At 71.5% G+C, this 25,772-nt stretch carries 24 protein-coding genes; 18 read left to right on the top strand and 6 right to left on the bottom strand.

Going from position 1 to position 25,772, the window contains the following annotated elements; translation table 11 throughout:
• Nucleotides 1-99: 99 nt before the first annotated feature.
• Nucleotides 100-312 (top strand): ubiquitin-like protein Pup, encoded by a 213-nt coding sequence (locus tag IW256_RS20560; protein WP_197012540.1) that lies wholly within the window; start codon nt 100-102, stop codon nt 310-312.
• 111 nt (nt 313-423) lie between these two features.
• Nucleotides 424-1,521 (top strand): endonuclease VII domain-containing protein, encoded by a 1,098-nt coding sequence (locus tag IW256_RS20555; protein ID WP_197012539.1) that lies wholly within the window; start codon nt 424-426, stop codon nt 1,519-1,521.
• Nucleotides 1,522-1,656: 135 nt separating this feature from the next.
• Here IW256_RS20555 and IW256_RS41295 read toward each other — a convergent pair whose 3' ends face one another.
• The gene (locus IW256_RS41295) at nt 1,657-3,096 is read right to left on the bottom strand and encodes a hypothetical protein (protein ID WP_231403859.1); all 1,440 of its coding nucleotides are present in this window, start codon (nt 3,094-3,096) and stop codon (nt 1,657-1,659) included.
• A gap of 136 nt (nt 3,097-3,232) precedes the next feature.
• Here IW256_RS41295 and prcB point away from each other — a divergent pair, with 136 nt between their 5' ends.
• From prcB to IW256_RS20530, 4 genes are all read left to right on the top strand, one after another.
• Nucleotides 3,233-4,099, top strand: a complete 867-nt coding sequence (gene prcB, locus IW256_RS20545; RefSeq protein WP_197012537.1) for a proteasome subunit beta — start codon at nt 3,233-3,235, stop codon at nt 4,097-4,099.
• Nucleotides 4,100-4,120: 21 nt separating this feature from the next.
• Nucleotides 4,121-4,855 (top strand): proteasome subunit alpha, encoded by a 735-nt coding sequence (prcA, locus tag IW256_RS20540; RefSeq protein ID WP_197016430.1) that lies wholly within the window; start codon nt 4,121-4,123, stop codon nt 4,853-4,855.
• 222 nt (nt 4,856-5,077) lie between these two features.
• Nucleotides 5,078-6,436, top strand: a complete 1,359-nt coding sequence (gene pafA / locus IW256_RS20535; RefSeq protein ID WP_197012536.1) for a Pup--protein ligase — start codon at nt 5,078-5,080, stop codon at nt 6,434-6,436.
• Between the two features lie 131 nt (nt 6,437-6,567).
• Nucleotides 6,568-7,503 (top strand): FKBP-type peptidyl-prolyl cis-trans isomerase, encoded by a 936-nt coding sequence (locus IW256_RS20530; protein WP_197012535.1) that lies wholly within the window; start codon nt 6,568-6,570, stop codon nt 7,501-7,503.
• Between the two features lie 233 nt (nt 7,504-7,736).
• On the opposite strand, the gene IW256_RS20525 is transcribed toward IW256_RS20530, so the two are convergent.
• Nucleotides 7,737-8,816 (bottom strand): DUF3866 family protein, encoded by a 1,080-nt coding sequence (locus IW256_RS20525; protein ID WP_197012534.1) that lies wholly within the window; start codon nt 8,814-8,816, stop codon nt 7,737-7,739.
• Nucleotides 8,817-8,960: 144 nt separating this feature from the next.
• Here IW256_RS20525 and IW256_RS20520 point away from each other — a divergent pair, with 144 nt between their 5' ends.
• The 8 genes from IW256_RS20520 (at nt 8,961) to IW256_RS20485 (ending at nt 17,033) form a co-directional block, all read left to right on the top strand.
• Nucleotides 8,961-9,962, top strand: a complete 1,002-nt coding sequence (locus IW256_RS20520; RefSeq protein WP_197012533.1) for a helix-turn-helix transcriptional regulator — start codon at nt 8,961-8,963, stop codon at nt 9,960-9,962.
• 113 nt (nt 9,963-10,075) lie between these two features.
• A complete protein-coding gene (locus tag IW256_RS20515; protein ID WP_197012532.1) occupies nt 10,076-11,188 on the top strand; it encodes a helix-turn-helix transcriptional regulator in 1,113 nt (370 codons plus the stop codon).
• 14 nt (nt 11,189-11,202) lie between these two features.
• Nucleotides 11,203-11,433: a hypothetical protein gene (locus tag IW256_RS20510; RefSeq protein ID WP_197012531.1), complete on the top strand. Its 231-nt coding sequence runs from the start codon at nt 11,203-11,205 to the stop codon at nt 11,431-11,433.
• Between the two features lie 26 nt (nt 11,434-11,459).
• Nucleotides 11,460-11,846, top strand: a complete 387-nt coding sequence (gene tatA, locus IW256_RS42300) for a Sec-independent protein translocase subunit TatA (RefSeq protein ID WP_197012530.1) — start codon at nt 11,460-11,462, stop codon at nt 11,844-11,846.
• Between the two features lie 52 nt (nt 11,847-11,898).
• Nucleotides 11,899-12,780: a twin-arginine translocase subunit TatC gene (gene tatC, locus IW256_RS20500; RefSeq protein ID WP_197012529.1), complete on the top strand. Its 882-nt coding sequence runs from the start codon at nt 11,899-11,901 to the stop codon at nt 12,778-12,780.
• A gap of 111 nt (nt 12,781-12,891) precedes the next feature.
• Nucleotides 12,892-15,657, top strand: a complete 2,766-nt coding sequence (locus IW256_RS20495; protein WP_197012528.1) for a DEAD/DEAH box helicase — start codon at nt 12,892-12,894, stop codon at nt 15,655-15,657.
• A 164-nt stretch (nt 15,658-15,821) separates the two neighbouring features.
• Entirely contained in the window at nt 15,822-16,199 is a 378-nt protein-coding gene (locus IW256_RS20490) for a DUF2470 domain-containing protein (protein WP_197012527.1), read from the top strand.
• Nucleotides 16,200-16,364: 165 nt separating this feature from the next.
• Nucleotides 16,365-17,033: a biliverdin-producing heme oxygenase gene (locus tag IW256_RS20485; RefSeq protein ID WP_197012526.1), complete on the top strand. Its 669-nt coding sequence runs from the start codon at nt 16,365-16,367 to the stop codon at nt 17,031-17,033.
• An 88-nt stretch (nt 17,034-17,121) separates the two neighbouring features.
• Here the strand turns inward: IW256_RS20485 and IW256_RS41285 are convergent, their stop codons facing one another.
• Nucleotides 17,122-17,688 carry an NUDIX hydrolase gene (locus IW256_RS41285; RefSeq protein ID WP_231403858.1) on the bottom strand — a complete coding sequence of 189 codons (567 nt, stop codon included), beginning with the start codon at nt 17,686-17,688 and terminating at the stop codon, nt 17,122-17,124.
• 498 nt (nt 17,689-18,186) lie between these two features.
• Nucleotides 18,187-18,918 (bottom strand): DUF7873 family protein, encoded by a 732-nt coding sequence (locus IW256_RS20475; RefSeq protein ID WP_197012525.1) that lies wholly within the window; start codon nt 18,916-18,918, stop codon nt 18,187-18,189.
• Nucleotides 18,919-19,005: 87 nt separating this feature from the next.
• On the opposite strand from IW256_RS20475, the gene IW256_RS20470 reads away from it, so the two are divergent.
• Entirely contained in the window at nt 19,006-19,269 is a 264-nt protein-coding gene (locus tag IW256_RS20470; protein WP_231403857.1) for a hypothetical protein, read from the top strand.
• A 60-nt stretch (nt 19,270-19,329) separates the two neighbouring features.
• Here the strand turns inward: IW256_RS20470 and IW256_RS20465 are convergent, their stop codons facing one another.
• Complete coding sequence (locus IW256_RS20465) at nt 19,330-20,058, bottom strand: Crp/Fnr family transcriptional regulator (protein ID WP_307828972.1); 729 nt, start codon at nt 20,056-20,058, stop codon at nt 19,330-19,332.
• Between the two features lie 451 nt (nt 20,059-20,509).
• Nucleotides 20,510-21,433: a 5'-3' exonuclease gene (locus IW256_RS20460; RefSeq protein WP_197012524.1), complete on the bottom strand. Its 924-nt coding sequence runs from the start codon at nt 21,431-21,433 to the stop codon at nt 20,510-20,512.
• 262 nt (nt 21,434-21,695) lie between these two features.
• Between IW256_RS20460 and IW256_RS20455 the strand changes: the two genes are divergently transcribed.
• The 3 genes from IW256_RS20455 to IW256_RS20445 all read left to right on the top strand — a co-directional run bounded on the left by IW256_RS20455 (nt 21,696) and on the right by IW256_RS20445 (nt 25,750).
• Entirely contained in the window at nt 21,696-22,805 is a 1,110-nt protein-coding gene (locus IW256_RS20455; protein ID WP_307828971.1) for a M24 family metallopeptidase, read from the top strand.
• Between the two features lie 345 nt (nt 22,806-23,150).
• Complete coding sequence (locus tag IW256_RS20450; protein ID WP_197012522.1) at nt 23,151-24,389, top strand: ABC transporter ATP-binding protein; 1,239 nt, start codon at nt 23,151-23,153, stop codon at nt 24,387-24,389.
• Nucleotides 24,386-25,750 (top strand): ABC transporter substrate-binding protein, encoded by a 1,365-nt coding sequence (locus IW256_RS20445; protein WP_231403856.1) that lies wholly within the window; start codon nt 24,386-24,388, stop codon nt 25,748-25,750. Before IW256_RS20450 ends, IW256_RS20445 begins: the two co-directional genes overlap by 4 nt.
• The last annotated feature ends 22 nt before the right edge of the window (nt 25,751-25,772 follow it).

Below are 25,772 nucleotides of genomic sequence, written 5' to 3'. Positions count from 1 at the left end.
TAACCCCAGCAGGCCCCTCCGTGCCGCCGAGCCGGCCGAAACCGCTCGGCGGCGATGATCGGAGATAGGCTGAGGGGACCGGCGAAGTGGGAGGTAAGGATGGCCACGAAGGACAACTCGGGCGGCCAGAAGCAGGCCCCGCGGCGCGACGAAGAGGTCGAGGAGACCCAGAGCGCGCCGAACGAAGACGTCCAGGAGCGCCAGGAAAAGCTCACCGACGATGTCGATGCAATTCTGGACGAAATCGACGAAGTTCTCGAAGAGAACGCAGAGGAATTCGTAAGATCATACGTGCAAAAGGGCGGTCAGTAGGGCAAACCGGACATCAGAAATCGGAAATAAAAGGAACCATCGGCGGATATCGCTGGCCTGATTTTCGAACACGCTGACGAGACACGGGTGGGGTGGCTAGGGTCAGGGGCCGTGTCCGTCAAAGAATGCCGCGACTGCGGCCAACTCAAGCCGATAACCGAGTTCTGGAAGCGCAAGGCGTCCGACGACGGCCTTGCGCTCTACTGCAAGCAATGCTTCGGCCTACGTAATGCGGCGAGCACGCGCAAGCGGCTGGCCAAACAGGGAAAGGAAGTCAAGCCCTACCGTATGCGTAGGGTGGTTCCCGAGGGAATGAAGTACTGTCCTCAATGCGATGAGGACAAACCGGTCCGTGAATTCGGTAGCAACCGCGCGACCAAGTCCGGTCTCGCTGCCTATTGCAAGCCCTGTCACAACACCGTGATGGCCGAAATAAAGCGCCGTACACACGGCAGTCACCGCAGTTATCTCCTCAAACTACGCTACGGGCTCACCGCCGAGCAGGTGGAGGAGCACCGGCTGAGCCAGGGCGGCGTCTGCGTGATATGCCTTCGCGCTCCGGCGAGGCATGTGGACCACAACCACATGACCGGTCTCTTCCGGGCCTTGCTCTGCTTTCCCTGCAATGGTGCCATCGGACAGTACGAGGACGACCCTTGGCGGATGCGTGAAGCCGCGCGCTATCTCGAGGGGTGGGGCTCCCATGCGCGGGCGATGTGGCGCGAAATGGGCGTGCTGACCCTGAACGGCCGTGCGTTCAGACTGAGCGGTGCCGTCACCGGCCGCGCCCGGCGGGTCGCGACCGCCCGCGACTATCGCCTGCGTAACCGCTACGGCATTGAGGAGAAGGACGTTCAAGATCTCCTCATGGTGCAACATGACCGCTGCGCGATCTGCTGCGACAAATTCGCCGAGCATGTGGATCACGATCACGTGACCGGTGTGGTCCGTGGCATGCTCTGTGCTCCCTGTAATACGGGGATGGGGCAGTTGAAGGACGATCCCATATCTCTGCGGCGTGCGGCCGACTATGTGGAGGGTCTGCTGATCCGGCGGCTGCCCACCCAAGAAGGTGGTTCCCGGCTGTCCTTCACGGTTCCGGACGTGGACCCCGGGGCGGTGTCCTTGGACGGATGGGAGCCGTACCGGGCCCAGGACGGGAAGCACCGCAGAAGGGTCTGCGAAGCGGAGGAACTGGCCCTGTTGTAGGGCGTGGGCCAGGACGGCGAGACGCCATGTTCGGCTGCCGTGGGGGCCGTTCAGCAGACCGCCCCAGGGAGAGGCCACCCCTCGCACCAGCCCCAGACTGCGGCTCGCGGCTCGCGTGACCGTGTCCTGCTGGGTTCAGGTGGGGTCGGTGAGCGTGTCGAGGTGGGCGGCCTGGGCGTTGGTGACGGTGAGGCCGGCCGGGGGGACGGGGACGCCGGCGAGGCGGCACCAGGCGAAGCCGAGTGCGGCGGCGGCGCTGAGGGCTTTCAGTGTGGTTTCGGGGTCGTCGCTGGTCGGGGTGGGCCAGAGGGCGCGGAGCGGGTGGGTGTCGTCGTTGAGGATGGCGGTGAGAAGGGCGCGGAGTTCGGGGTCGAGCCAGCGGCCGACGGGGGTGGCGAGGTCGGGGCGGTAGCCGGCGAGGTCGGCGGCGAGGAGTGCGGTGGCGGCGTGGCGGGGTTCGGTGAAGGTGGTGGGGTCGTCGGGGTCGCCGCAGAGGGGGTGGAGTGCGGTGGCGAGGTCGTAGAAGGCGAGTTGGAGGTTCTCTCCGGGGGCGGAGTCGGCGAAGAGGGTGGCGGCGAGCGGGGCGGGGCAGCGGCTTCGCCATTCGCGTTCGAGGACCTGGTCGCCGTAGGGGAGTGCGCGGTGGTCGAGGGTGGGGTTGCTCTGCAGGGGTTCGATCATGGAGAGCAGGGCGGAGGCGCGGATGCGGAAGCGGGGGTCGTCGCGTAGTGCCTGGGCGGTCATGACCATGCAGCGGATGAGCTGGGCGGCGGCGTCGGCGCGGCCTGCGCGGAGGCGTTCGGCGTAGAGGCCGATGATGGTGTGGAGGGGTGGGGGTGTGTGCCAGTGGAGTCTGGTGTGGGTGGCGGTGGGTTGGGGGGCGAAGTGGGGGTGCCAGGGTTCGAGGAGTCGGAGGTGTGGGTCGAAGAGGGGGACGCTGGCGCACCAGAGGAGGGTGCTCCAGGTGGCTGCGATGGTGCTGGGTGTGCCGTGGAGGAAGTGGTTCCAGCCGAGGGGGTAGTCGTGCGGTGGGGCTTGGGCGGCTTCGGAGAGGACTGAGCGGAGGCGGTAGGTGAGGGCGCCGGAGGGGGGTTTGCCTGCGAGGGCGAGGGGTGGTCCGTAGTCGGTGAGGTAGTCGGTGCCGGTGGGGAGGATTTCGTTGGGGATGGGGGGTGGGGTGGGGCCGTGGGTGGCGGTTCGGCGGGTGTGGGTGGCTTGTGGGGGTGGTGAGGGGAACCAGCGGTTGTCGGCGGGGTGCCAGCGGTACCAGCGGGTCCAGGCTGCGAAGAGCCACCAGCTGTGGTCGGTGAGGGTGAGCAGGTGTGGGTGGAGGGTTTGGCGGCGTTGTATCGGGGTGGAGGCGGGCCACCAGGGGGCGGTGACGTTGTTGCGGGTGTGGTGTTCGGCGACGGTGAAGGGGTCGGCGTCGGGTGGGAGGGTGATGTCTTCTTGGGTGGGTGGTGGGTTGTACGGGGGGCGTTGTGGGGGCCAGCCGGGTTGTCCGGGGGCGCTCGGCCATGTCGGTTGCCCGAGGGGGTTCGGCCGGGCTGGCCGGCCTGGGGGTCCCATCACCACGTCGTCATCGTAGTGGGCGGTGGGGGGTTCGCCGTGGGCGGACTGCGGAGGGTACTGGTGGCATGCGGTGGGTGCTGGTTGAACAGTAGGGTCTGTTGTGGTCAGCGCCGGTGGGTTGGTGAGGGGAGCCGGTGCCATGGTGGAGGGAAGGAGTCGCGTGGCGTCCCACGATTCGCACACCGGACGGCTGCCGGGGTTGTTCTTGAGTCCCGACACGTCGTCGTTCACGGAGTTCCTGGGGTCCTACAATCCGGAGCTGCTGCCGGGGCGGCGGCCGGTGCCGGCGGTGCCGGTGGGGGAGGGGATCCCGCATGCGACGACGATCGTGGCGGTGACGTTCCCCGGTGGTGTGGTGATGGCGGGGGATCGGCGGGCGACCGCGGGGAACGTGATCGCTCAGCGCGATATCGAGAAGGTGTTCCGGGCCGATGAGTTCTCGGCGATCGCGATGGCGGGGACGGCCGGGATCGGGATGGAGCTGATCCGGCTGTTCCAGGTGGAGCTGGAGCATTACGAGAAGCGTGAGGGCCGGACGCTGTCGGTGGAGGGTAAGGCCAATCGGCTGGCGACGCTGGTCCGGGGGAACCTGGGGATGGCGATGCAGGGGCTGGCGGTGGTGCCTTTGTTCGCGGGGTACGACGAGGAGCGCGACGAGGGGCGGATCTTCTCCTACGATCCGGCGGGTGGCCGGTATGAGGAGCGGGAGTTCCATTCGATCGGCTCGGGGTCGGTGTACGCGCGGGGGGCGCTGAAGAAGCTGTTCCGGGCGGATCTGTCGGCTGAGGACGCGGCGCTGGTGTGCGTGCAGGCGTTGTACGACGCGGCCGATGATGATTCGGCGACGGGTGGTCCGGACATGGCTCGGCGGATCTTCCCTGTGGTGGCGGTGGTGTCGGACGAGGGGTATCGCCGGCTGGGGGAGGACGAGGTGGGCGCTGTGGCGCAGACCGTGGTCGAGGGACGTTACGACTCGCCGGGCGGGCCGACCGCCCCGCTGCGATAGAAGGGATCCAGACCGGTGTCCATGCCGTTCTATGTGTCGCCCGAACAGCAGATGAAGGACAAGGCGGATTACGCGCGTAAGGGCATCGCGCGGGGCCGCAGTGTGGTGGTGCTGCAGTATGAGGACGGCATCCTGTTCGTGGCCGACAATCCGTCCCGGGCGCTGCACAAGATCAGTGAGATCTATGATCGGATCGCGTTCGCGGCGGTGGGGAAGTACAACGAGTTCGAGAACCTGCGGCTGGGCGGGGTGCGGTACGCCGATGTGAACGGGTACCAGTACGACCGGCGTGATGTGACGGCGCGGGGGCTGGCGAACGTGTACGCGCAGTCGCTGGGCACGATCTTCACGGAGACCAACAAGCCGTATGAGGTGGAGTTGGTCGTGGCGGAGGTGGGTGACAGTGCGGAGACGGATCAGATCTACCGGCTGACGTTCGATGGGTCGGTGGCCGATGAGCACGGTTACGTGGCGATGGGCGGGCAGGCCGAGGCGGTGGCGCAGGTGTTGAAGGAGCGCTACCGGGAGGGGATGCCGCTGGCGGAGGCGTTGCGGGTGGCGGTGCGTTCGCTGGAGGCGCAGGACGCGGATCGTCATCTGGAGGCGAAGTCTCTGGAGGTGGCGGTGCTGGATCGTCATCGGGAGCATCGTCTGTTCAAGGCGTTGCCGGCGGCGCGGATCGAGCGTCTGCTGAATGAGGCGGACGGTGCGGGTTCGGGCGAGGGCTCGGAGGGCTCGGAGGGTTCCGAGGAGTAGTTCGCCTGGTGGGGGCGGGCCGGTGGTGTTGGCCGCCGGCCCGTTCGCCGTTGTGGGGTGGGGTTCTCGGTTCCTCCGCCCCAACTTATTGATCTACAACGTAAAGGCCCCGGCCATTGACGCGCCCCACGCCGCCGGCGTGCCGCGTGCCGGTGTGTGCCCGGGTGAAACGAGGGGCATCAGAGACTGCCAAGACGGGCCTTGGCCGCATAGGCTCACGGTGTGGACAGGCGCATCTTCGGGCTTGAGAACGAGTACGGCGTCACCTGCACCTTCCGCGGGCAGCGGCGGTTGTCACCCGATGAGGTGGCCCGTTACCTGTTCCGCCGGGTGGTGTCGTGGGGCCGTAGCAGCAACGTGTTCCTGCGCAACGGCGCGCGGCTCTACCTGGACGTGGGAAGCCACCCCGAGTACGCCACGCCCGAGTGCGACAGCGTCATCGATCTGGTGACGCATGACAAGGCGGGCGAGCGGATCCTGGAGGGCCTTCTGGTGGACGCCGAGCGGCGTCTGCGGGAGGAGGGCATCGCCGGCGACATCTACCTGTTCAAGAACAACACCGATTCGGCCGGCAACTCCTACGGGTGCCATGAGAACTATCTGGTGGGGCGGCACGGCGAGTTCGGGCGGCTGGCGGACGTGCTGATCCCGTACCTGGTGACGCGGCAGATCATCTGCGGGGCGGGGAAGGTGCTGCAGACGCCGCGGGGTGCGGTGTACTGCGTGTCGCAGCGCGCCGAGCACATCTGGGAGGGGGTGTCGTCGGCGACGACGCGGTCCCGGCCGATCATCAACACGCGGGACGAGCCGCACGCCGACGCGGAGCGGTTCCGGCGGCTGCACGTGATCGTTGGGGACTCCAACATGAGCGAGACCACGATGCTGCTGAAGGTCGGTGCGACCGATCTGGTGCTGCGGATGATCGAGGCCGGGGTGGTGATGCGTGATCTGACGCTGGAGAACCCGATCCGGGCGATCCGGGAGGTCAGTCATGACATGACGGGCCGGCGGAAGGTGCGGCTGGCCAACGGGCGGGAGGCCAGTTCGCTGGAGATCCAGAAGGAGTACTTCGGCAAGGCCAAGGACTTCGTGGACCGGCGGGGCGGCGACGCGGTGGCGGCGCGGGTGCTGGATCTGTGGGAGCGGACGCTGCGGGCGGTGGAGACCGGTGATCTGGATCTGGTCTCGCGGGAGATCGACTGGGTGACGAAGTACCAGCTGATCGAGCGGTACCGGCGCAAGTACGATCTGCCGTTGTCGTCGCCGCGGGTGGCTCAGCTGGATCTGGCGTATCACGATGTGCATCGTGATCGGGGGTTGTACTACCTGCTGGAGAAGCGGGGTTCGGTGGAGCGGGTGGCGCGGGATCTGGCGATCTTCGAGGCCAAGTCGGTGCCGCCGCAGACGACGCGGGCGCGGTTGCGCGGGGAGTTCATCCGGCGGGCGCAGGAGAAGCGCCGTGATTTCACGGTGGACTGGGTGCATCTGAAGCTGAACGACCAGGCGCAGCGGACGGTGCTGTGCAAGGACCCGTTCCGGTCGGTGGACGAGCGGGTGGACAAGCTCATCGCCGGGATGTGAGCCGGGTGTGCGGCCGCCGGTGGCCCGTGGTGCCGCCGGTGGCCGCCATGCTGCGCGTTCGGGGCTACCGGCGGGTCACCTGGGGGGTAGGGTGAGCGCGCAGTTGCGCTCGCCACCGTAGAAGGACCCGTATGCGCCGTCGACTTCCCGTTCTGCCCGCGGCCGTCGCGCTGGCCGCCCCTTTGCTCCTGGCCGGTGCCTGTTCGTCGGGGTCGGATGACGTCGAGGTGGCGGTGAAGGGGTCTTTCGGTGTCCGCCCGGATGTGGCGTTCCCCAAGGAGCCGCCGGGCGGGGAGCTGGCGGTCAAGACCGTGGTGGACGGGAAGGGGGCCCGGGCGCGTAAGGGTGATCTCGTGGTCGCCGACTACGTGGGCTACCGGTGGAGCAAGGACGGCAGCAAGCTGCTGGCCAACAGTTTCATCGCGGGGCGGCCCGGGGCGTTCCCGACCGGGCGGCTGGTGCCGGGGCTGGAGAAGGCACTGGAGGGGGCGCGGGTCGGTGGCCGGGTGGTGGCCAAGATCCCGCCTGGGGACGGTTACGGCGACAAGGGCGCCACCCAGCATCAGGTGGGTGCGGGGGACACGCTGGTGTACGTGCTGGACGTGCGGGCGGTCTATGCGAGGACGGCGGTGGCGAAGGGGCGGCCGCAGCCGCTGGACGATCCGCGGTTGCCGCGGGTCGGGCCGGTGGAGGAGGGGAAGGCGCCGGTGGTGACGGTGCCGCGTGTCGCGGCGCCCAGGGGGCTGCAGGTCCGCACCCTGGTGCAGGGGGAGGGGGAGGCGGTCCGTAAGGGGGAGTTGCTGGCTCTGCAGTATGTGGGGGCGTTCTGGCGTGACGGTCGGGTCTTCGATTCGTCGTGGAAGAGCGGCCGGCCCTACGCGGCCACGATCGGGACCGGCCAGGTGATGAAGGGCTGGGATCAGGCGCTGGTGGGGCAGCGGGTGGGGAGCCGGTTGCTGCTGGTGGTGCCGCCTTCGCTCGGGTACGCGGCGAAGGGGCTGGCGCAGGCGGGGATCAAGGGGGATGACACCTTGGTGTTCGTGGTGGACGTCCTGGGGGCCCACTGAGGGCCGGGCCGGTTCGCACCGGGACCGGCCGGGCACGTGATGGACGACATGGACCGCCCTTCCGTGAGACCTACACGCCCGAAGGCGCGCTCATACCCTCCTGAGCCCCGTCCTCCTGAGCCGCCGAGCCGCCCCAAGCCGCCGTCAGATCCCGGCCCGCAGCCATTCCACCCACCACCCACGGACGGACGAGGCGGGACGAGGCGGGACGAGGCGGGCGAGGCGGGGCGGGCTCAGAGGAGGGTGGCGGTGTGGCGCCCGGCGGCGGCGGCCGTGAGGAAGTAGGCCAGGTCCTCGTCCAGGCGGCGGCCCATCGTCGACAGCCGCACCCCCCACTCCTTCTCCGCCTCGCGCAGGGTCTCGTGGAGGCCGTCCACCGGGACCGGGACCAGCTCGTGCCGGTCGCCCAGGGCGGCGGCCTCACCGGCGACCCGGGCGCCGAACCCGCCGCCGAGCTCGGGGACCGCGATCTGCGCCCGCGCCAGCGCCACCCGCCCGTAGGCGGTCAGGCTGTGGTGGGACACCCCGATGTGCCGCTCGCGCAGGTCGCCCTCGCTGACCCGCAGCGAGCCGACCGGCCGCCCCGACAGCACCGCCGCCGCGTTGATCGCCTCTCCGGCCGACACCCCCGAGAAACCCCAGGTGGTGCCCGTTCCCAGGTTCCCCGGCCCCTGGGCCAGGACGATCACCTCCGCGTCCAGGACCAGGCGGGCGGCCAGCAGGCCGGTGTGCACGGTCACCGCCTCCAGGTCGCCGCCGAACGCCTGGCCGGCCGTGACGGTCGCCGCCAGCGCCCCCGCGTCCTTCAGCCGGGCGATGGACATGGAGAACCACGCGGGCAGCGCCCCGCCGTCGGGCATCACGTACACCACGCGGGTTCCGGGCCGCGCCGCCAGCAGGCCCGCCAGGATCGGCGGCAGCGCCGAGTGGAGGTCGGCCACGATCACCGGGGCGCCCTCCAGCGAGTCGGCCTCCCGCAGCACCGCGTGGTGGGGGGAGTCCTGCTCGTCGGCGCCGAGGACGGTGGCCTGCAACGGGGTGTAGCGGGCCTTCACCAGGTGTCCCGGCCCCTCCGGGTCGGGTGGCAGGCGGTCGGGGATCGCGACCACCATCGCGTAGCCGCCCGTACCCAGGCCCATCGCCAAGGCCGTAGTGTTGAGCAGGACGGTGTCGCCCGGTTCGGGACGCCCCACCAGCCGGGGGTAGGCCAGGGCCCGGTGCGAGCCGTCGCCCCCGATCGTGACGTCCAGTTCGACCGCCCCCGGCCATTCCCGGCGGATGCTTTCTACCGTGCCTTTACGCCATCGGATCACAAGGAAACGGTAGCGTCCTGCACACGGGTGAGGCGGGGGACGGACGATGTTCGCCCACAACGTGTCCGGCCGCGACGGTGTCGCCCGAGCGGCCGTCCGAAACCGGAGCCCTGGGCTCATCGACGAAGAGGTGGTGGTGGCGAAGTGTCGCGGCGTAAGACCGAGCGCCTGCTCAACCTGGTGGTCTGCCTGCTCGCCACACGGCGCTACCTGACGGCCGAGCAGATCCGGCGGGCGGTTCCCGGGTACCCCGACTCCGACGAGGCGTTCAAGCGGATGTTCGAACGCGACAAGGAGGAGTTGCGCGAGCTGGGCGTCCCGCTGGAGGTCGGCAGTGACCAGGGCGGGGGCGGCGGCGAGGAGATCGGCTACCGGATCCCGCCGCAGGACTACGAGCTTCCCGACCTGCACCTGACGCCCGACGAGGCCGCCGTGCTGGGCCTGGCCGCCCGGGTGTGGCAGCGGGCGAGCATGGCCGACGCCGCCTCCGGCGCGCTGCTGAAGCTGCGCGCCGCCGGGGTGGAGACCGACGCCTCCAGCGCCGTGGGCATCGAGCCGCGCGTGGACACCGGCGACCCCTCCTTCCCGGCGCTGTGGGAGGCGGTCCGGGACGGGCGGCCGGTCAGCTTCGACTACCAGGGCGTCGGCCGGACGTCGGCGGCGCGGCGGCACCTGGAGCCGTGGGGAGTGGTCAGCCGCCGTGGCCGCTGGTACGTCGTCGGCCACGACCGCGACCGCGGCCAGACCCGGGTGTTCCGGCTCAGCCGCATCACCGGCGAGGTCGCCGCCGACGGCCCGCCCGGCAGCGTGACCGTCCCCGAGGGGGTCGACGTCCGCCGTATCGCCTTCGACCGCAGCGAGCCGCTCGCCGAGCCGAGGCCGGCGACGGTGCGGCTGCGGGCGAACGCCGCGCACGGGCCGCGCCGCTGGGCCAGGGACGTGCGGCCGGTGGGCGACGGCGCCTGGGACGAGGCGGTCCTGACCTTCCGTGACGTCGACCGTTTCGCGCCCTACCTGGCCCGGTTCGCCGACGACCTGGTGGTGCTGGACCCGCCCGACCTGCGCGAGGCGGTCATCCAGCAGCTGAAGTCGATCCTGGCGGCGGACGGGGACGGGGGCGAGCCGGCCGTCGCGGCGGACCGGTGACGGCCCCGCCGGCGGCCCCCCGGGACGACGGCCCGGGCGGCGATCCCCGAGACCCCCGACACCCGGGAGCGCCCGGAGGGCGGACGCCGGGAACCGACGAGCGCGAGGACGAGATGACCGCGAAGACGACCCCGACCACCACCGGAACCGAGGAGACCGCCGCGCCGCCCGTGGCCGCCCCGCCCGTGTCCGCCCCGCCCGTGTCCACGGCGCACGGGGGTACGGCCCGCCCGGCGGCCGCGGCCAGGACCGCCACCCGGGCCGTCAAGGCCCCGACGACCTCCACCGACCGGCTGGCCCGGCTCCTGGCCCTGGTCCCCTACGTGGTCAGCCGCGACTCGGTGGACCTGGACCAGGCCGCCGCCGCGTTCGGCGTCACCGAGAAACAGCTCATCGACGACCTCAACCTGCTGTGGTGCGTGGAACTGCGCGCCCCCGACCCCTACTGCCCGATCGACCTGTCCTACGAGGGCGGGGAGATCATCGTCGCCGAGGCCGAGGCGATCGCCCGCCCGCTGCGGCTGAAGGTCGACGAGGCCAGCGCCCTGCTGGTGGCGCTGCGCATGCTGGCGGGCATCCCCGACCTGCAGGACCGCGACGCCCTCAGCCGCGTGATCGCCAAGCTGGAGGACGCGGCCGGCGCCGCCGCCGCGGTCAGCAGCCAGGTCGCGGTGGAGGTGGACGCCCGCGGCGACACCCTCGGCCGGCTGCGCGCCGCGATCGCCGCCGGACGCCGCGTCCACCTGTCCTACTACGTGCCCGCCCGCGACGAGAACACCGAACGCGACGTCGACCCCATGCGTCTGCTGGTCGTCGAGGGCAACACCTACCTGGAGGGCTGGTGCCGCCGCGCCGAGGCGGTACGGCTGTTCCGCCTCGACCGCATCACCGGCCTCACCCGCCTAGAGGTGCCCGCCGAGGTCCCCGACGGCGCCGAACCTCGCGACGTGGACGCCGGGCTGTTCCGGCCCTCGCCCGACGACGTCGTGGTGACCTTCGAGCTCACCCCGCAGGGCCGCTGGGTCGCCGACTACTACCCGTGCGAGAGCGTCCGGGAACTGGGCGAGGGGCGGCTGCGGATCACCCTGCGCACCCCCGACACCCGCTGGGTGCGGGGGCTGGCGCTGCGGCTGGGCGACCAGGGCCGCATCATCGCCCCCGCCGCCCTGGCCGGCGACGTCCGCGCCGACGCCGCCCGGGCCCTCGCCCAGTACGACACCGTCTGAGGATTTCGGCTACCGTGACCGACGTGGAGTGGGCTGGGATATCGGTGGCGCTGGGCTTCGCCGGCCTGGCCGTGCTCGCGGTGTGCTCGTTCAAGGTCTACCTGGGCGTGCGGGCACTGGGACGTGAACTGGAACGGACGCGGCGGCGGCTGGGCCCCCAACACTCCGCGCTCCGCGATGAACTCCGAGATCTGCAGGAAACCCGCGAGGCGCGGGAGACGGATGACGGCGTACGATCGTCGTAAGTACCACGCTGCTGAAGAGGACTCACATGCCGAACATCGGAACCCCTGAGCTGCTCATCATCCTGCTGGTCGTCGTTCTGATCTTCGGATCGGCCAAGCTGCCGCAGCTGGCGAGGTCGCTGGGCAAGTCGGCGCGCATCCTGAAGGCCGAGACCAAGGGCCTGCGCGACGACGATGACGACGACAAGGCCGCCGACAAGAGCGCCGCCGCCCCCGCGCAGTCTTCCGCGCAGCCCTCCCCGGCGCCCGCCGAGGACCCCCGCGACCGCGCCGCCCGGCTCCGCGAGGAGGCCGCCCGGCTCGAGCGCGAGGCCGCCGGGCAGGAGCAGCCTCGCCGCCAGGGGGCCCTTCCCTCCGGTGAGCCGATCGAGGGTGTCCCCGTTTCGGACTACAACGCCCGCAAGACCTCCTGATCCGCCCCTCCCCCCGACGAAGGACGGCGAGAGCGACTCCAGGGTGCCCACCATGAAGCTGATGACGCGGCAGGCCGTCGATCCCGAGGGCCGCATGCCCCTGATGGACCACCTGCGGGAACTGCGCAACCGCATGATCAAGGCGATCCTGGCGCTGCTGGTCGGCACGATCATCGGCTGGATCTTCTTCGGGCCGGTCTGGGACTTCCTGAAGGAGCCCTACTGCGCGCTGGATGCGTCCAAGGACCTCAACGGCAAATGTTCCCTGGTGGTCAACGGCATCTTCTCCTCCTTCTTCCTGAGGCTGAAGATCGCGTTCATCCTGGGGCTGGTCGTGTCCTCGCCGGTCTGGCTGTTCCAGCTGTGGGCGTTCGTCGCGCCCGGGCTGTACCGCAAGGAACGGCGCTGGACGTACGTGTTCATGGGCGCGGCGATCCCGCTGTTCTTCGTGGGCACCGCGCTGGCCTACGTCACCGTCGACAAGGGCCTGTCGATCTTCCTGGGGTTCGTGCCCGACGACGTGGCGGCGCTGATCACCGTCGACCACTATCTCGGCTACGTGCTGGCGATGCTGCTGGTGTTCGGGCTGACCTTCGAGCTGCCGCTGTTCGTGGTCATCCTCAACCTGGCCGGAGTGCTCAGCTCCCAGCGGATCCGCCGCTCCCAGCGGATGATCATCTTTGGGATCTTCGTGTTCTCCGCGGTCGCCACCCCCAGCGCCGACCCGTTCACCATGCTCGCCCTGGCCCTGCCGACCGTCCTGCTCTTCGAGGTCGCGGCGCTGCTGGCCTTCCTCAACGACCGTCGCCGCGCCAACCGCCCCGATCCCTACGAAGGGCTGGCGGACGACGAGGCGTCCCCGCTCGACCTGGAGCGGATCGACGCCGAGCTGGACGAAGCCGAACTGGGCAAGGACGAGAAGACCAGCCGCTGACCCCCGCGCCCGCGCAGGTCAGGGGCACGACCGGTTCCGGGTGATGAAGTTCCGGGCGATGAATCGGTCCCGAATTGGGAATCGGGCCGGTCCAAACCGTAGGCTCGAGGCATGACCACCCCCGACACGCAGTCGGCCGCCGGGTCCCCGGCGCAGCGGTACGCCGCCTACCGCCAGCGCACCGCCGGGAACGGCCCCGCCCTCCTGGACTTCAAGACCCTCTACGACTTCGACCTGGACCCGTTCCAGATCGAGGCATGCCGGGTGCTGGAGGGCGGAAGCGGCGTGCTGGTCGCCGCGCCCACCGGCTCGGGCAAGACCGTGGTCGGGGAGTTCGCGGTCCACCTCGCCCTGACCGGCGGGAGCAAGTGCTTCTACACCACGCCGATCAAGGCGCTGTCCAACCAGAAGTACGCCGACCTGGTCCGCCGCTACGGCCCCGAGAAGGTCGGCCTGCTCACCGGCGACAACAGCGTCAACGGCGAGGCCCCGATCGTGGTCATGACCACCGAGGTCCTGCGCAACATGCTCTACGCCGGGTCGCCGACCCTGGCCGGCCTGGCGTTCGTGGTGATGGACGAGGTCCACTACCTCGCCGACCGGTTCCGCGGCGCGGTCTGGGAAGAGGTCATCATCCACGTCCCCGACTCGGTGCGGATCGTCGCGCTGTCGGCCACCGTCAGCAACGCCGAGGAGTTCGGCGAATGGCTGCAGGCCGTCCGCGGCGACACCGCCGTGATCGTCGACGAGCACCGGCCCGTCCCGCTGTTCCAGCACATGATGGTCGGCACCCGCCTCTACGACCTGTTCGTCGACACCGGCCGCGGCAAGGACCGGCAGGCCCGCATCAACCCGCAGCTGCAGCGCATGGCGGTCGAGGAGGTCCGCCGCGCCAAGGTCAACCAGGGCCGCCGCACCGGCCGCCGCCGCGCCCCCCGCCCCCAGCGGTTCCGGCCGCCCGCCCGCCCCGACGTCATCGAACGGCTCGAACGCGCCGGGCTGCTGCCCGCCATCACCTTCGTGTTCAGCCGCGCCGGCTGCGACGCCGCCGTCCTGCAGTGCCTGAACGCCGGGCTGCGGCTGACCTCCAAGGAGGAGTCGGAGGAGATCCGCGCGCACGCCGAGCTGCGCACCGCGGACATGGCCGTCGACGACCTGCGCGTACTGGGCTACGACGACTTCCTCACCGGTCTGGAACGCGGGATCGCCGCCCACCACGCCGGGATGCTGCCCACCTTCAAGGAGATCGTCGAGGAGCTGTTCACCCGCGGGCTGATCAAGGCCGTCTTCGCCACCGAGACCCTGGCGCTGGGCATCAACATGCCCGCCCGGACCGTCCTGATCGAAAAGCTCGACAAGTGGAACGGCGAGGCCCACGTCGACCTCACCCCCGGCGAGTACACCCAGCTCACCGGCCGCGCCGGGCGCCGCGGCATCGACGTCGAAGGCCACGCCGTGGTCATCTGGAGCCCCAGCGTCGACCCCTCCTCGGTCGCCGGGCTCGCCGGCACCCGCACCTACCCGCTCAACTCCAGCTTCCGGCCCTCCTACAACATGGCGGTCAACCTCGTCGGCGCCGTCGGCGTCGAACGCGCCCGGACCCTGCTGGAGGAGTCCTTCGCCCAGTTCCAGGCCGATCGCGCCGTCGTCGGCCTCGCCCGGCAGGTCCACAAGAACGAGGAGGCCCTCGCCGGCTACGCCAAGGCCGCCGAATGCCACCTGGGCGACTTCATGGAGTACGCCGCGCTGCGCCGCCGGCTGTCGGACCGCGAGGCCGAGCTGTCACGCGAACGCTCCTCCGCCCGCCGCGCCGAGGCCGCCCGGTCCCTGGAGCACCTGCGTCCCGGCGATGTCATCCTGGTCCCCTCCGGCCGCCGCTCCGGCCTCGCCGTCGTCCTGGACCCCGGCGTCGGCCGCCGCTCCGACGGCCCCGCCCCCCTCGTCCTCACCGTCAACCGGTCCGTGCAGCGGCTGTCCATCCAGGACTTCCCCCGCGCCGTCGAACCGGTCGACCGGATCCGCATCCCCAAGTCGTTCACCCCGCGCAACCCCCAGGCCCGCCGCGACCTGGCCTCCACCCTCCGCAACAAGGTCCCCGACGACGTCCGCGAACGCCGCCGCCACCGCGACACCCCCGCCACCGACGACGGCGAGATCGCCCGGCTGCGCGCCGAGCTGCGCGCCCACCCCGTGCACGGCTGCGACCAGCGCGAGGACCACGCCCGCTGGGCCGAACGCTTCTTCCGCCTCGAACGCGAGACCGAGCAGCTGCGGCGCCGCGTCGAAGGCCGCTCCCAGGTCATCGCCCGCACCTTCGACCGCGTCTGCGGCGTCCTGCAGCAGCTCGGCTACCTGGAGGGCGACACCGTCACCGACGAGGGCCGCCGCCTGGGCCGCATCTACAACGAGCTGGACCTGCTCACCGCCGAGAGCCTGCGCGCGGGGATCTGGGAAGGTCTCGACCCCGCCGAGCTGGCCGCCTGCGTGTCCGCCCTGGTGTACGAGTCGCGGCAGCCCGACGACGCCGCCCCGCCCAAGACCCCCACCGGGCCCACCCGTGACGCCCTGGCCGCCATGGTGCGGCTGTGGGGGGAGCTCGACGCCATCGAGAAGGACAACCGGGTGTCGTTCCTGCGCGAGCCCGACCTCGGCTTCGCCTGGACCGCCTACCGCTGGGCCAAGGGCCAGGAGCTGGACGCGGTGCTGCTGGAGACCGACATGACCGCGGGCGACTTCGTCCGCGCCGTCAAGCAGCTGCTGGACCTGCTCGGCCAGGTCGCCGACGCCGCCCCGCCCAACAGCCACATCCGCAAGACCGCGCGCAAGGCCATGGACGCCATGCGCCGCGGCGTGGTGGCCTACTCCTCGGTCGCCTGACACCCGGGCGCGGACCCCGGAACCGGCCGTCCGCGGGGGGAGTCCGGACCCCGCGGGCGGGTGGCCGGCGTGCGCCCTGAGCCACGGGCCGCGGACCGCCCCGGTTCGATCCGGGAGCCGACCGGTTAGGGTTACCTACCAAGCCAAGTCCGGAAGGTAGGTATATGGACGGCAATAACCCATTCGATGAGGACGTGGTGCGGCAGATCACCCGGCACATGAACGACGACCATGCCGAGGACTGCGCCGCGATCTGCCGGGCCCTGGGCGGGCGGCCCGGTGCGCACGCCGCCCGGATGACCGGGCTGGACGCCGACGGGATCGACTTCGTCGCCCTCATGGACCCCGCGGGCGAGCCCCCGGGCGACGAGGGCCAGGAGGGCGGCTCGGGCGCCGGGAGCGGCGGTGCCGGGCGCGAGGTGCCGGTCCGGATCCCGTGGAGCCGGAGGCTGACCGAGCGGGCCCAGGTGCGCCACGAGGTCGTCCGCATGGCGGCCGAGGCGCGCGCCGCGCTCGGCCCGGCCGCCCGTGCCGGCCACTGACCCCCTTCCACGCGAGATCGAGCACGACCGGACGAGAACGAGCACGACCGGACGAGAACGGACGAAATCGGATAAAGCAGGGCGGTGATTTTCCGACGCCCTGTCGCTAAAGTATCCGACAGGGCGTCGGGAAAGGCGCCCGGACGGCGAGCGGACGGAGGACACGTGCCGGACACAGGCGAGCCCGGCCAGGGCTTCGCGGCGGAACTGCGCGAGGCCACCCGGAGCGACCACGGCGACAACGAGGGTTCCTCCTACATGGCCGCGCTGTTCGACGGCCGCCTCGGGCGCGAGGAGTACGCCGCGCTGGTCGCCCAGCTCCACCCCGTCTACGTCCTCCTCGAACAGGCCGCCGACCGGATGGCCGGCGACCCCGTCGCCGCCCCCTTCCTCCTGGACGGCCTGCGCAGGCGCGAGGCCCTCGAAGCCGACCTCGCCTTCCTCTACGGGCCCGGCTGGCGGGATGGCCTGGGCGGCCTGCCCGCCACCCGCCGCTACTGCGAACGCCTGCGCCAGGTCTGCTTCGACTGGCCCGGCGGCTTCGTCGCCCACCACTACACCCGCTACCTCGGCGACCTGTCCGGCGGGCAGTACATCGGCCTGCAGGCGCGCCGGATCCTCGGCCTGGCGGCCGGTGAGGACGGCGTGCGGTTCTACCGCTTCCCCGCCAAGCCCAAGAGCTACAAGGACCGCTACCGCGCACTCCTGGACGCCGCCCCCTGGGACGCGGCGGAACGCGCTCGGATCATCGCCGAGGTGAAGCGCGCCTACGCCCTCAACGCCGCCGTCACCGCCGACCTCGGCCGCGACCTCAGGATCGAACCCGCCGCCTGAAGGTCCCGCCCGCCACCCGGAGACAGCCCGCCGCCGGCGGGCGCCGATCCGCGGCGCCGGGCCCGAACCGCCCCAACGGACGGACGGCTCAGCCCGCCGGCGGCAACCCCCGCGCCAGGCGACCCAGCGCCAGGTCCAACGGCTGCACCCTGCCCTCCAGGGGACGGGCGGCCCCCCACCAGCCGAGCGCCGCGATCTCCTCGTTCGCAGCGAAGGCCGCGACGCAGGCGGCGTCATCGACCACCGTGGCGGGAAGCGCGGCGGTGAAGAGCGCGGCGTACTCCACCCGCCGTTCCGGGCCCAGGACGAACCGGGCGTGACCGGCCGCCGACACCCGGGCCGCCACCAGGCCGGTCTCCTCCCGCAGCTCCCGCACGGCCGCCTCCCGCGGGCTCTCCCCGGGGTCGATCATCCCTCCGGGCAGTTCCCAGCGCCCGCGGTACCGGTCGAGGACCATCAGCAGCCGGTCCTCCCGCCACACCGCCACCAGCGCGGCCGTCAGCGGCCCGTCCGCCTCGACGTCCCACGTGCCGCCGGGAGGAACCGGACGTTCGGTCCAGGCCGGGCGGCCGGAGGCCCGGTGAAAGTCCGTCAGCGCGCCGCCCTCCTCATCGACGGCGAGCGGCTCGCCCCTCGGCCGCGCCTTCCCGGTCATCGCCCCTCCTCGTCCGGCACGGGCTCGGCGCCCAGGGAACGGCAGCCCAGGGGCGCGGCGCCCCTGGGGACGGCACCCCGGGCACGGTGTGCCGGGGGCCGCGATTGGTGGAGCCCGGAGGCTTTCCCCGCCTCCGGGCCCCTGGGACCGCCTGAATGGAACGCCGGCACTTTTAAGGGTACGGATCAGTCCTCATGTCGCCGTGCTCTACGGTTGAGCTACCGCGCCAGGGAGAGGCGCGAGCCGGAGTTGAACCGGCAACCCGGCGATCAACGTCCGTATCCGGGCGATCCGGCGATCGGCGGTGGATGCTGAATCTGGAGCGAGAGCCTGAGCTTGGTCACGGCTGCCTCTTCCTCTTGGGCCACCCCGGTCCGAGGTACCGGGGGAGGGATTCGAACCCCCACTGACACCGCGTGGTTCAGTCTGACGTCTCAGCTTCAGCTTCGCGCCTTTATGAGGCGCGCCCCCGCGCTCCACACGGGGGAGTCTGGGACTCTAGCCGAACAGGTAGCCGAAGACCACCTCGCCGACGTTCCGCTCGTCGACCTCGGTGCCGTTGGCCTCCTCGCGGGCGAACTTGACCGCCTGCTGGAGCTTGTCGATGCGGTCCAGCAGCTCGTTCACCCGCCGCGCGGGCAGCGCCCCGGAGAACTTCACGGTGGTCCAGTACCCCACCGCGACGTCCTCGTAGAACACCTCCACCTGCGCCGGGTGCTTGTCGGTCGCCTCCGCCTTGACGTGGTTGAAGGGCACCTTCTTGGTCTTGACCGTGCGCACCGGGTCGGTCTTCCAGCTGTCGCTGGAGCCGTCGAACGTCCACGACTCCGCGGCGTCCAGCACCGGCAGCTTCTTGACGAACGTGTGCAGGTCCACCAGCTGCTTCTCCAGGAACAGCAGGTAGGTCACCGGCACCTCGCGCAGGAGCGTCCGGCCGTCCACGGTGACGTCGGCGCGGGCGACGCAGTTGGTCCAGTCCTTGGTCGCGGTCACGTCGAACAGGCGGGTGAGGGTCGCGGCGGTCTGCCGCAGCACCTCCTCGGCCTTGACCTGCACCCGGGTCGACTCCGGCGGCAGCTGCTCGCCGTCCTCGTCCTTGGGCTGGTAGCTGCGGGAGATGCCCGAGAGCAGCGGCTGCTTCTGCACCTGGTGGTGGGCGTCGGTCAGCTCGCGCAGCGACTTGGCCTTGACGCCCTTCTCCACGGCGATGATCTGATTGAGTCTGGGCACTTTCCCCTCCCGTTCGGACGGAACGACCGTAGCGGTAACGGCCGTCCCAGCGCATACGGTTTATCGGCGCAAAAAGGGACGTCCGGTTTGATCGACGACAAGGCGGGCATCGCGCAGGCGGATCGGGGGACACGCCATTTCAGGGAGGTCTTCATGCTCGCGCTCGCCGCCGCGGCCGTCTTCGGTCTCGCGCTGTTGTTCGACCTGGCCGACGTCGCCTCCGACCCCTTCGACTACCAGACGCTGGTCACCGTGGGGCTGCTCCTGATCGCGCTGCACCTGGCGGGCGTCGGGACCGGCACCGACTGGCGCTCCCGCGGCTGGTCGCGCCGCCGCGCCGGCCGCCGCTGACCTCGCCCGCGGCGCGCCCGGCCGTGATCATCGCGGGATCCAAGCGTGATCATCGCGGTATCAGGGTGCCGGGCGCCCCTGGGCGTACGCGCGCAGGCCGGGCAGGTCCACCACCGTGATCCGGCGCCAGCCGGTGCGCACCAGCCCGCGCCGCCGCAGGGTGTTGAGCGCGCGGGCGACCGTCTCGCGCGAGGCGTCCATCCAGCTGCCCAGCTCCTCCTGGGACAGCGGCGGGGCGATCTCGACGCTCCCGTCGGGCGCCGGCCGGGCGTGCCGGGCCGACAGCTCGGCCAGGTTCGCCAGCAGCAGCGCCAGCCGCTGCGCGCCCTTGGCCGCCACATGCGCCTGCAGCCGCTGGTCGGCGTCGTCGATCCGCCGCACGAACGTGCCGCTGACCAGCCGCCACACCATCGCGTGGGCGTCCAGGAACGCGGTGAAGCGGGCGGCCGGCACCACCAGCGCCCGGACCGGGCACAGCGCGGTCACGGTCGCCGACCGCTCCCGGCTGCCCAGCACCGCGCTCTCGCAGACCAGGTCGCCCGGCCCGCGCACGGCCAGCACCACGTCGTGCCCGTCCTCGGTCGCGGAGGTGACCTTGGCCCAGCCGTCCTCGATGATGATGATGTGGTCGGACTCCTCGCCCTGATGGCACAGCGGCCTCCTGGCCGGGTACAGGCGCGGGTGTGACGACCGGCGCAGCGCGGCCCGCTGCGCCTCGTCCAGGGCGTCCCAGAAGCCGTCCCAGCGTCCGGCCGGGACGCCCTCGTGATGCACGGTCCTTTCCGTCACGGTCGATCCGTTTCCTCGGCCCCCCGCGCGGGAGGGCGCGCGGGCCGGTGCGTGACCGGCTCCGCCGGGTGTCCGGGCCGCGCATGCGGCGGCCCGGGGGAAGGTGAGCCGGTGCCCGCGGCAAATGGGGGGAGTGGGGCGTCAAGGCCCAGTGCCGCGGGCACCGGCCCGCTCGTGCGCAGGCCTCCCGGACACCGCCCGGGGCGAGGCCCTGGCTGTCCGGCGGCCATGCGATCTCCTGCTCTCCGCGTCTCCTCGGGGAACCCGTCCCTGAACGCGATCGTGCTCCGCCCCGGCAGGGCCTGTCTGCGTCATCCGCCACATTGGGAGCCCCGCCCTTTCCGCGGAGTCAGATTCGCGGTCAAGGCGCACGGCGTGCCCGTCCCCGGCGCGGACGCCCCCGGCGGGCGCCGCGGGCGGTACGGGGGACCGGCGGCGGCCGCCAGGGGTCTCAGGGCCGGGCCAGCGCGTTCAGCAGCCGGTTCACCGGGCCGGACAGGCCCCAGCGGTCGGCCAGCTCCACCAGCGCCTCCGGGTCCCGCGGCCGCTCGGGCAGCCGGTCGTCGAGGCCGCTTACCGCCGGGTCGTCGATGTCGGTGACCACCCGCACCACCTTCTCGGCCGCCGCGAGGTAGTCGTGCGCGGCCTCCAGCCGGCGGCGGGCCCCGGCCGGGAAGCCCTCGGCCGTCCCCGCCTCCAGAGCGGCCAGGATGCCCTCCAGCGAGCCGAACCGGGTCAGCAGCGCGGCGGCGGTCTTGTCGCCCACCCCCGGCACCCCCGGCAGCCCGTCGCTGGGGTCGCCGCGCAGGGTGGCGTAGTCGGCGTAGCCGCGGCCGGGGATCCCGTACTTGGCGGCGACCTCCTTCTCACCCATCACCTGCAGGTTGCGGATGCCCCGGGCGGTGTAGAGGACCTGCACCGGGCCCCGCTCGTCCACGAGCTGGAACAGGTCGCGGTCACCGGTCACGACGTCCACCGGGCCCGCGGCGGCGCCGCGCACCGCCAGGGTGCCGATGACGTCGTCGGCCTCGTACCCCGCCACGCCCGCGCGGGCCAGCCCGAACGCCTCCAGCACCGCGTCGATGACCGGCAGCTGCGCGGCCAGGGCGTCGGGCGTCTGGTCGCCGCCGTCGTCGGCCACCCGGTGGGCCTTGTACGACGGCAGCGCCTCGACCCGGAAGGCCGGCCGCCAGTCGGCGTCCATGCAGCACACCAGCCGGTCCGGGCGGCGGTCCTGGACCAGCCGCGCGATCATGTCGATCAGCCCGCGCACCGCGTTGACCGGGGTCCCGTCCGGGGCGGTCACCGATTCGGGCACCCCGAAGAAGGCGCGGAAGTACAACGACGGCGTGTCCAGCAGCATGAGCCCGCTCATGTCCCACATCGTCGCACGCCACACCGTCAATCCGTGCCCGGAACGCCACCGGCCCGGTGGGGACGCCGGTACGGGTGCCGGGAGTGCCGGTACGGGCGCCGGTACGGGCGCCCGCGGGCACGGCGGTCCGGGCCGGGGTCGCCCCGGGGACCCGCGCGGCGCCAGGATGTACCCGAAGGATGTCCAGGGCCTTGACCGATATGAGGGGAGGAAGCGGTGGCCCGCCACCGGGCGGACCGCCGCGACCGCTATGGAATCGGATGTGACGACGGAGTTGTATCCGCGCGAGCGGCTGGCGCGGGTGCGGGAGGCGGCCGGGCGCGCGGGCCTGGGCGCCCTGCTGCTGACACCCGGACCGGACCTGCGCTACGTCACCGGCTACGACGCCATGCAGCTGGAACGGCTGACCTGCCTGGTGGTCCCCGTCTCCGGCGAGGCGTTCCTGGTGGTGCCGCGCCTGGAACTGCCGGCGGCGCGGGAGTCGCCCGCCGGCGGGCTCGGCGTGGAACTGGTGCCCTGGGACGAGACCGACGACCCGTTCGCGCTGGTGGCGCGGCGGCTGCCGCGCGGCCTGGAGAAGGTCGCGGTGGCCGACCGGATGTGGGCGTCGATGGCGCTGCGGTTCCGGGCCGCCCTGCCGGGCGCCGAGCAGGTCGCGGCCGGCACCGTGATGCGGGAGCTGCGGATGCGCAAGAGCGCCGCCGAGGTCGCCGCGCTGCTGGAGGCGGGCGCGGCGATCGACCGGGTGCACCGCCGGGTGCCGGGGTACCTGCGGCCGGGCCGCACCGAGCGCGAGGTGGCCCGGGACATCGCCGACGCGATCATCGCCGAGGGGCACGCCGTGGTCGACTTCGTCATCGTCGGGTCCGGGCCCAACGGCGCGAACCCGCACGCCGAGCCGACCGACCGCGTGATCCACCCCGGCGAGCCGGTGGTGGTCGACATCGGCGGGACGATGCCCAGCGGCTACTGCTCCGACTCCACCCGCAACTACTGCGTGGGTCCCGCCCCCGACGACTACCTCGCCTACTACGAGGTGCTGCGCGAGGCGCAGGAGGCGTCCTGCCAGGCGGTACGGCCCGGGGTGACGCCCGAGGAGGTGGACGCGGCGGCCCGCGACATCATCGCGGCGGCCGGGTACGGCGAGCACTTCTTCCACCGCACCGGCCACGGCATCGGGCTGGAGTCGCACGAGGACCCCTACATCGTGGCGGGCAACACCGAGCCGCTGGAGCCGGGAATGGCCTTCTCGGTCGAGCCCGGTATCTACCCCGGTGCCCATGGTGCCCGTATTGAGGACATCGTGGTGTGCACCGAGACCGGATTCGAGCGGATGAACCTCACCGTCCGTGAGCTGACGATCGTCCAGTGATGATCAGCGGACGCCGAGCGAGGAGCCCGGGGACGCCGGCCGGCGCCCGCGGATAGATGATCATCGCTGGTCGTACCGGTGATGGCGCGGAACGCCCGCGAGACGGGGCACGCTATGCCCGTCTCGTGGGCGTTCCCGTTGTTATGTCGTGACACATAACGATATGCACACCAAATGATCGCGTTACTGACGAACCGTATTGCGGCCCGCCGGTGCCACCACGACTATCTAGGCATTGTTCCGCCGGGGTTACGAGCACATGTTCCACAGGTTGCGGGCGCGGGTCGGGCCCGCGGCTCGGCATGTGCCGGCCCCGGCGCTGTGTCGGAATGAAGAGGAGACGCCGTGGCAGAGGTCGCCCTGACCAGCGTCGGGAAGGTCTATCCCGACGGGACCCGGGCTGTGACCGACCTGAACCTGTCCATCGCCGACGGGGAGTTCCTGGTCCTGGTCGGGCCCTCGGGATGCGGCAAGACCACCGCCCTGCGGATGGTCGCCGGGCTGGAGGAGATCTCCGAGGGCGAGGTCACGATCGGAGAACGCGTGGTCAACCGCGTCCCGGCGCGCGACCGTGACGTGGCGATGGTCTTCCAGAGCTACGCGCTCTACCCCCACCTGTCGGTGCGCGACAACATCGGATTCGGCCTGTCGCTGCGCCGGCTGCCCAAGAGCGAGATCCGGGAGAAGGTCGAGAAGGCCGCGGGGATCCTCGGCCTCAACGACCACCTGGACCGCAAGCCGCGCAACCTGTCGGGCGGCCAGCGGCAGCGGGTGGCGATGGGCCGCGCGATCGTCCGCGAGCCGCAGGCGTTCCTGATGGACGAGCCGCTGTCCAACCTGGACGCCAAGCTGCGCGTGCAGATGCGCGCCGAGATCGCCCGCATCCAGCGGGACCTGGGCGTCACCACCATCTACGTCACCCACGACCAGACCGAGGCGATGACCCTCGGCGACCGGGTCGCGGTGATGAAGAAGGGCGAGCTCCAGCAGGTCGCGCCCCCGCAGGAGCTCTACGACCGGCCCGCCAACCTGTTCGTGGCAGGGTTCATCGGCTCACCCGCCATGAACCTGATCCAGGGGACGCTGGCCGGGGACGCCGAGGCGCCGCGCCTGGAGATCGGCGGCCACACCCTCACGCTGCCCGCCGGCGTCCTGGCCGAACGGCCCGGACTGCGCTCGCGGTTCGGCGACCGGGTGGCGGTCGGCATCCGCCCCGAGGACATGGAGGACGCCGAACTGGTGGAGGCCGAGGACGGGGCGCGGCTCACCTCCACCGTCGAGCTGGTCGAGGCGATGGGCTCGGACGTGCTCGTGCACTTCGCGCTCGAGGCCCCGCAGGTCGTCACCGAGGACACCAAGGAGCTGGCGCGCGACGCCGGCACCGACGTCCTCGGCGCCCTGGACGGCGGCGACACGCCGCGCACGGACCTGGTGGCGCGGTTCAGCCCGCGCACCCGCGTGAAGGTGGGCGACCCGGTGGAGATCCACGTCGACACCGGGCGCCTGCACTTCTTCGATATCGAGACCGGCGCGTCGATCTGGGGATCAGACGATGACGCGTCGCCCAGGAAGGATGAGGCATGAGGCTCAGCTGGCGAGTGATGAACCGGGACGCGGCCCGCGGCCGCGGGCCGGGGCGCCGTACGGCGGGCGCCGCCGTCGCGGCGGGGCTGCTGCTGTCGGCCGCCGCGTGCGGCGGCGGCGACGGCGGGGGCGAGGCGACCGCCGGCGGCGACGGCCCGCTCAAGGGCGTGAAGGTCGAGGTCGCGGCCAAGTGGACCGGTCCGGAGGAGGCCAACTTCCGCAAGGTCCTCAAGGAGTTCGAGAAGAAGACCGGCGCGACCGTCACCTACGCCTCCACCGGCGAGAACACCGACGCCTACCTCGGCCCGCGCCTGCAGGCCAACCAGCCGCCGGACGTGGCGATCCTGCCGCAGCCCGGGCTGATGCAGCAGTACGCGGCGAAGGGGTCGCTCAAGCCGCTGGGCCAGGACGTGGTCCAGCAGGTCGAGCAGAACTTCTCGCCGTACTGGAAGGACCTGGGGTCGGCCGAGGGCAAGACCTACGGCGTGCTGATCAAGGCCGCCTACAAGTCCATCATGTGGTACCGGCCGCAGGTGTTCTCCGACGCGGGCGTGCAGCCCCCGGCGACCTGGGCGGACCTGGTGAAGGCCGCCGGCACCGTGCGGGACGCGGGCACCACCCCGTTCACCCTGGCGGCCGGCCCGCAGGACGCCTGGACCCTCACCGACTGGTTCGAGAACGTCTACCTGTCCCAGGCCGGGCCGGAGAAGTACGACCAGCTGGCCAAGCACGAGATCAAGTGGACCGACCCGAGCGTCGGCAAGGCGCTGGAGACCCTGGCCGAGATCTGGGGCAAGCCCGACCTGCTCGCCGGCGGTGTCTCCCAGGCCACCAAGACCAAGTTCGACGGGTCGGTGACCGAGGTGTTCGGCCAGGACAAGGCCGCGATGGTGTACGGCGGTGACTTCGCCGCCGCCAACATCGGCACCACCAAGGCCAAGGTCGGCACCGACGCCAAGGTGTTCGCCTTCCCCAAGGCCGGCGACACCACCCCGGCGATGCTCGGCGGCGACATCGCGGTCGCGCTGAAGGAGGGCAAGGGCGCCATGGAGCTGATGAAGTTCCTGGCCTCGCCCGAGGCCGGCAAGACCTGGGCCGGGCTCGGCGGCTACCTGTCCCCGAACAAGGGCGTCGCGCCCGACGCCTACTCCGACCCGGTGGCCAAGGAGCTGATCGCCCAGCTGCAGAAGGCCGGCGACGCGGCCCGCTATGACCTGTCGGACCTGACCCCGGCCGCGTTCGGTGGCACGCCCGGCAAGGGCATGTGGGAGGCGCTGCGCGGATTCGTGCAGAAGCCCGACGACGTCAAGGGCACGCAGGAGAAGCTCGAGGCCGAGGCCGCGAAGGCTTACAAGAGCTAGGGATCCCAATTGAAGGCTCCGC

The organism is Actinomadura viridis, from assembly GCF_015751755.1.
In the GTDB taxonomy this organism is placed as follows: Bacteria; Actinomycetota; Actinomycetes; order Streptosporangiales; family Streptosporangiaceae; genus Spirillospora; species Spirillospora viridis.
Note: the sequence above shows the minus strand (reverse complement) of the source record. Positions and strands in the feature narration are given on the sequence as shown.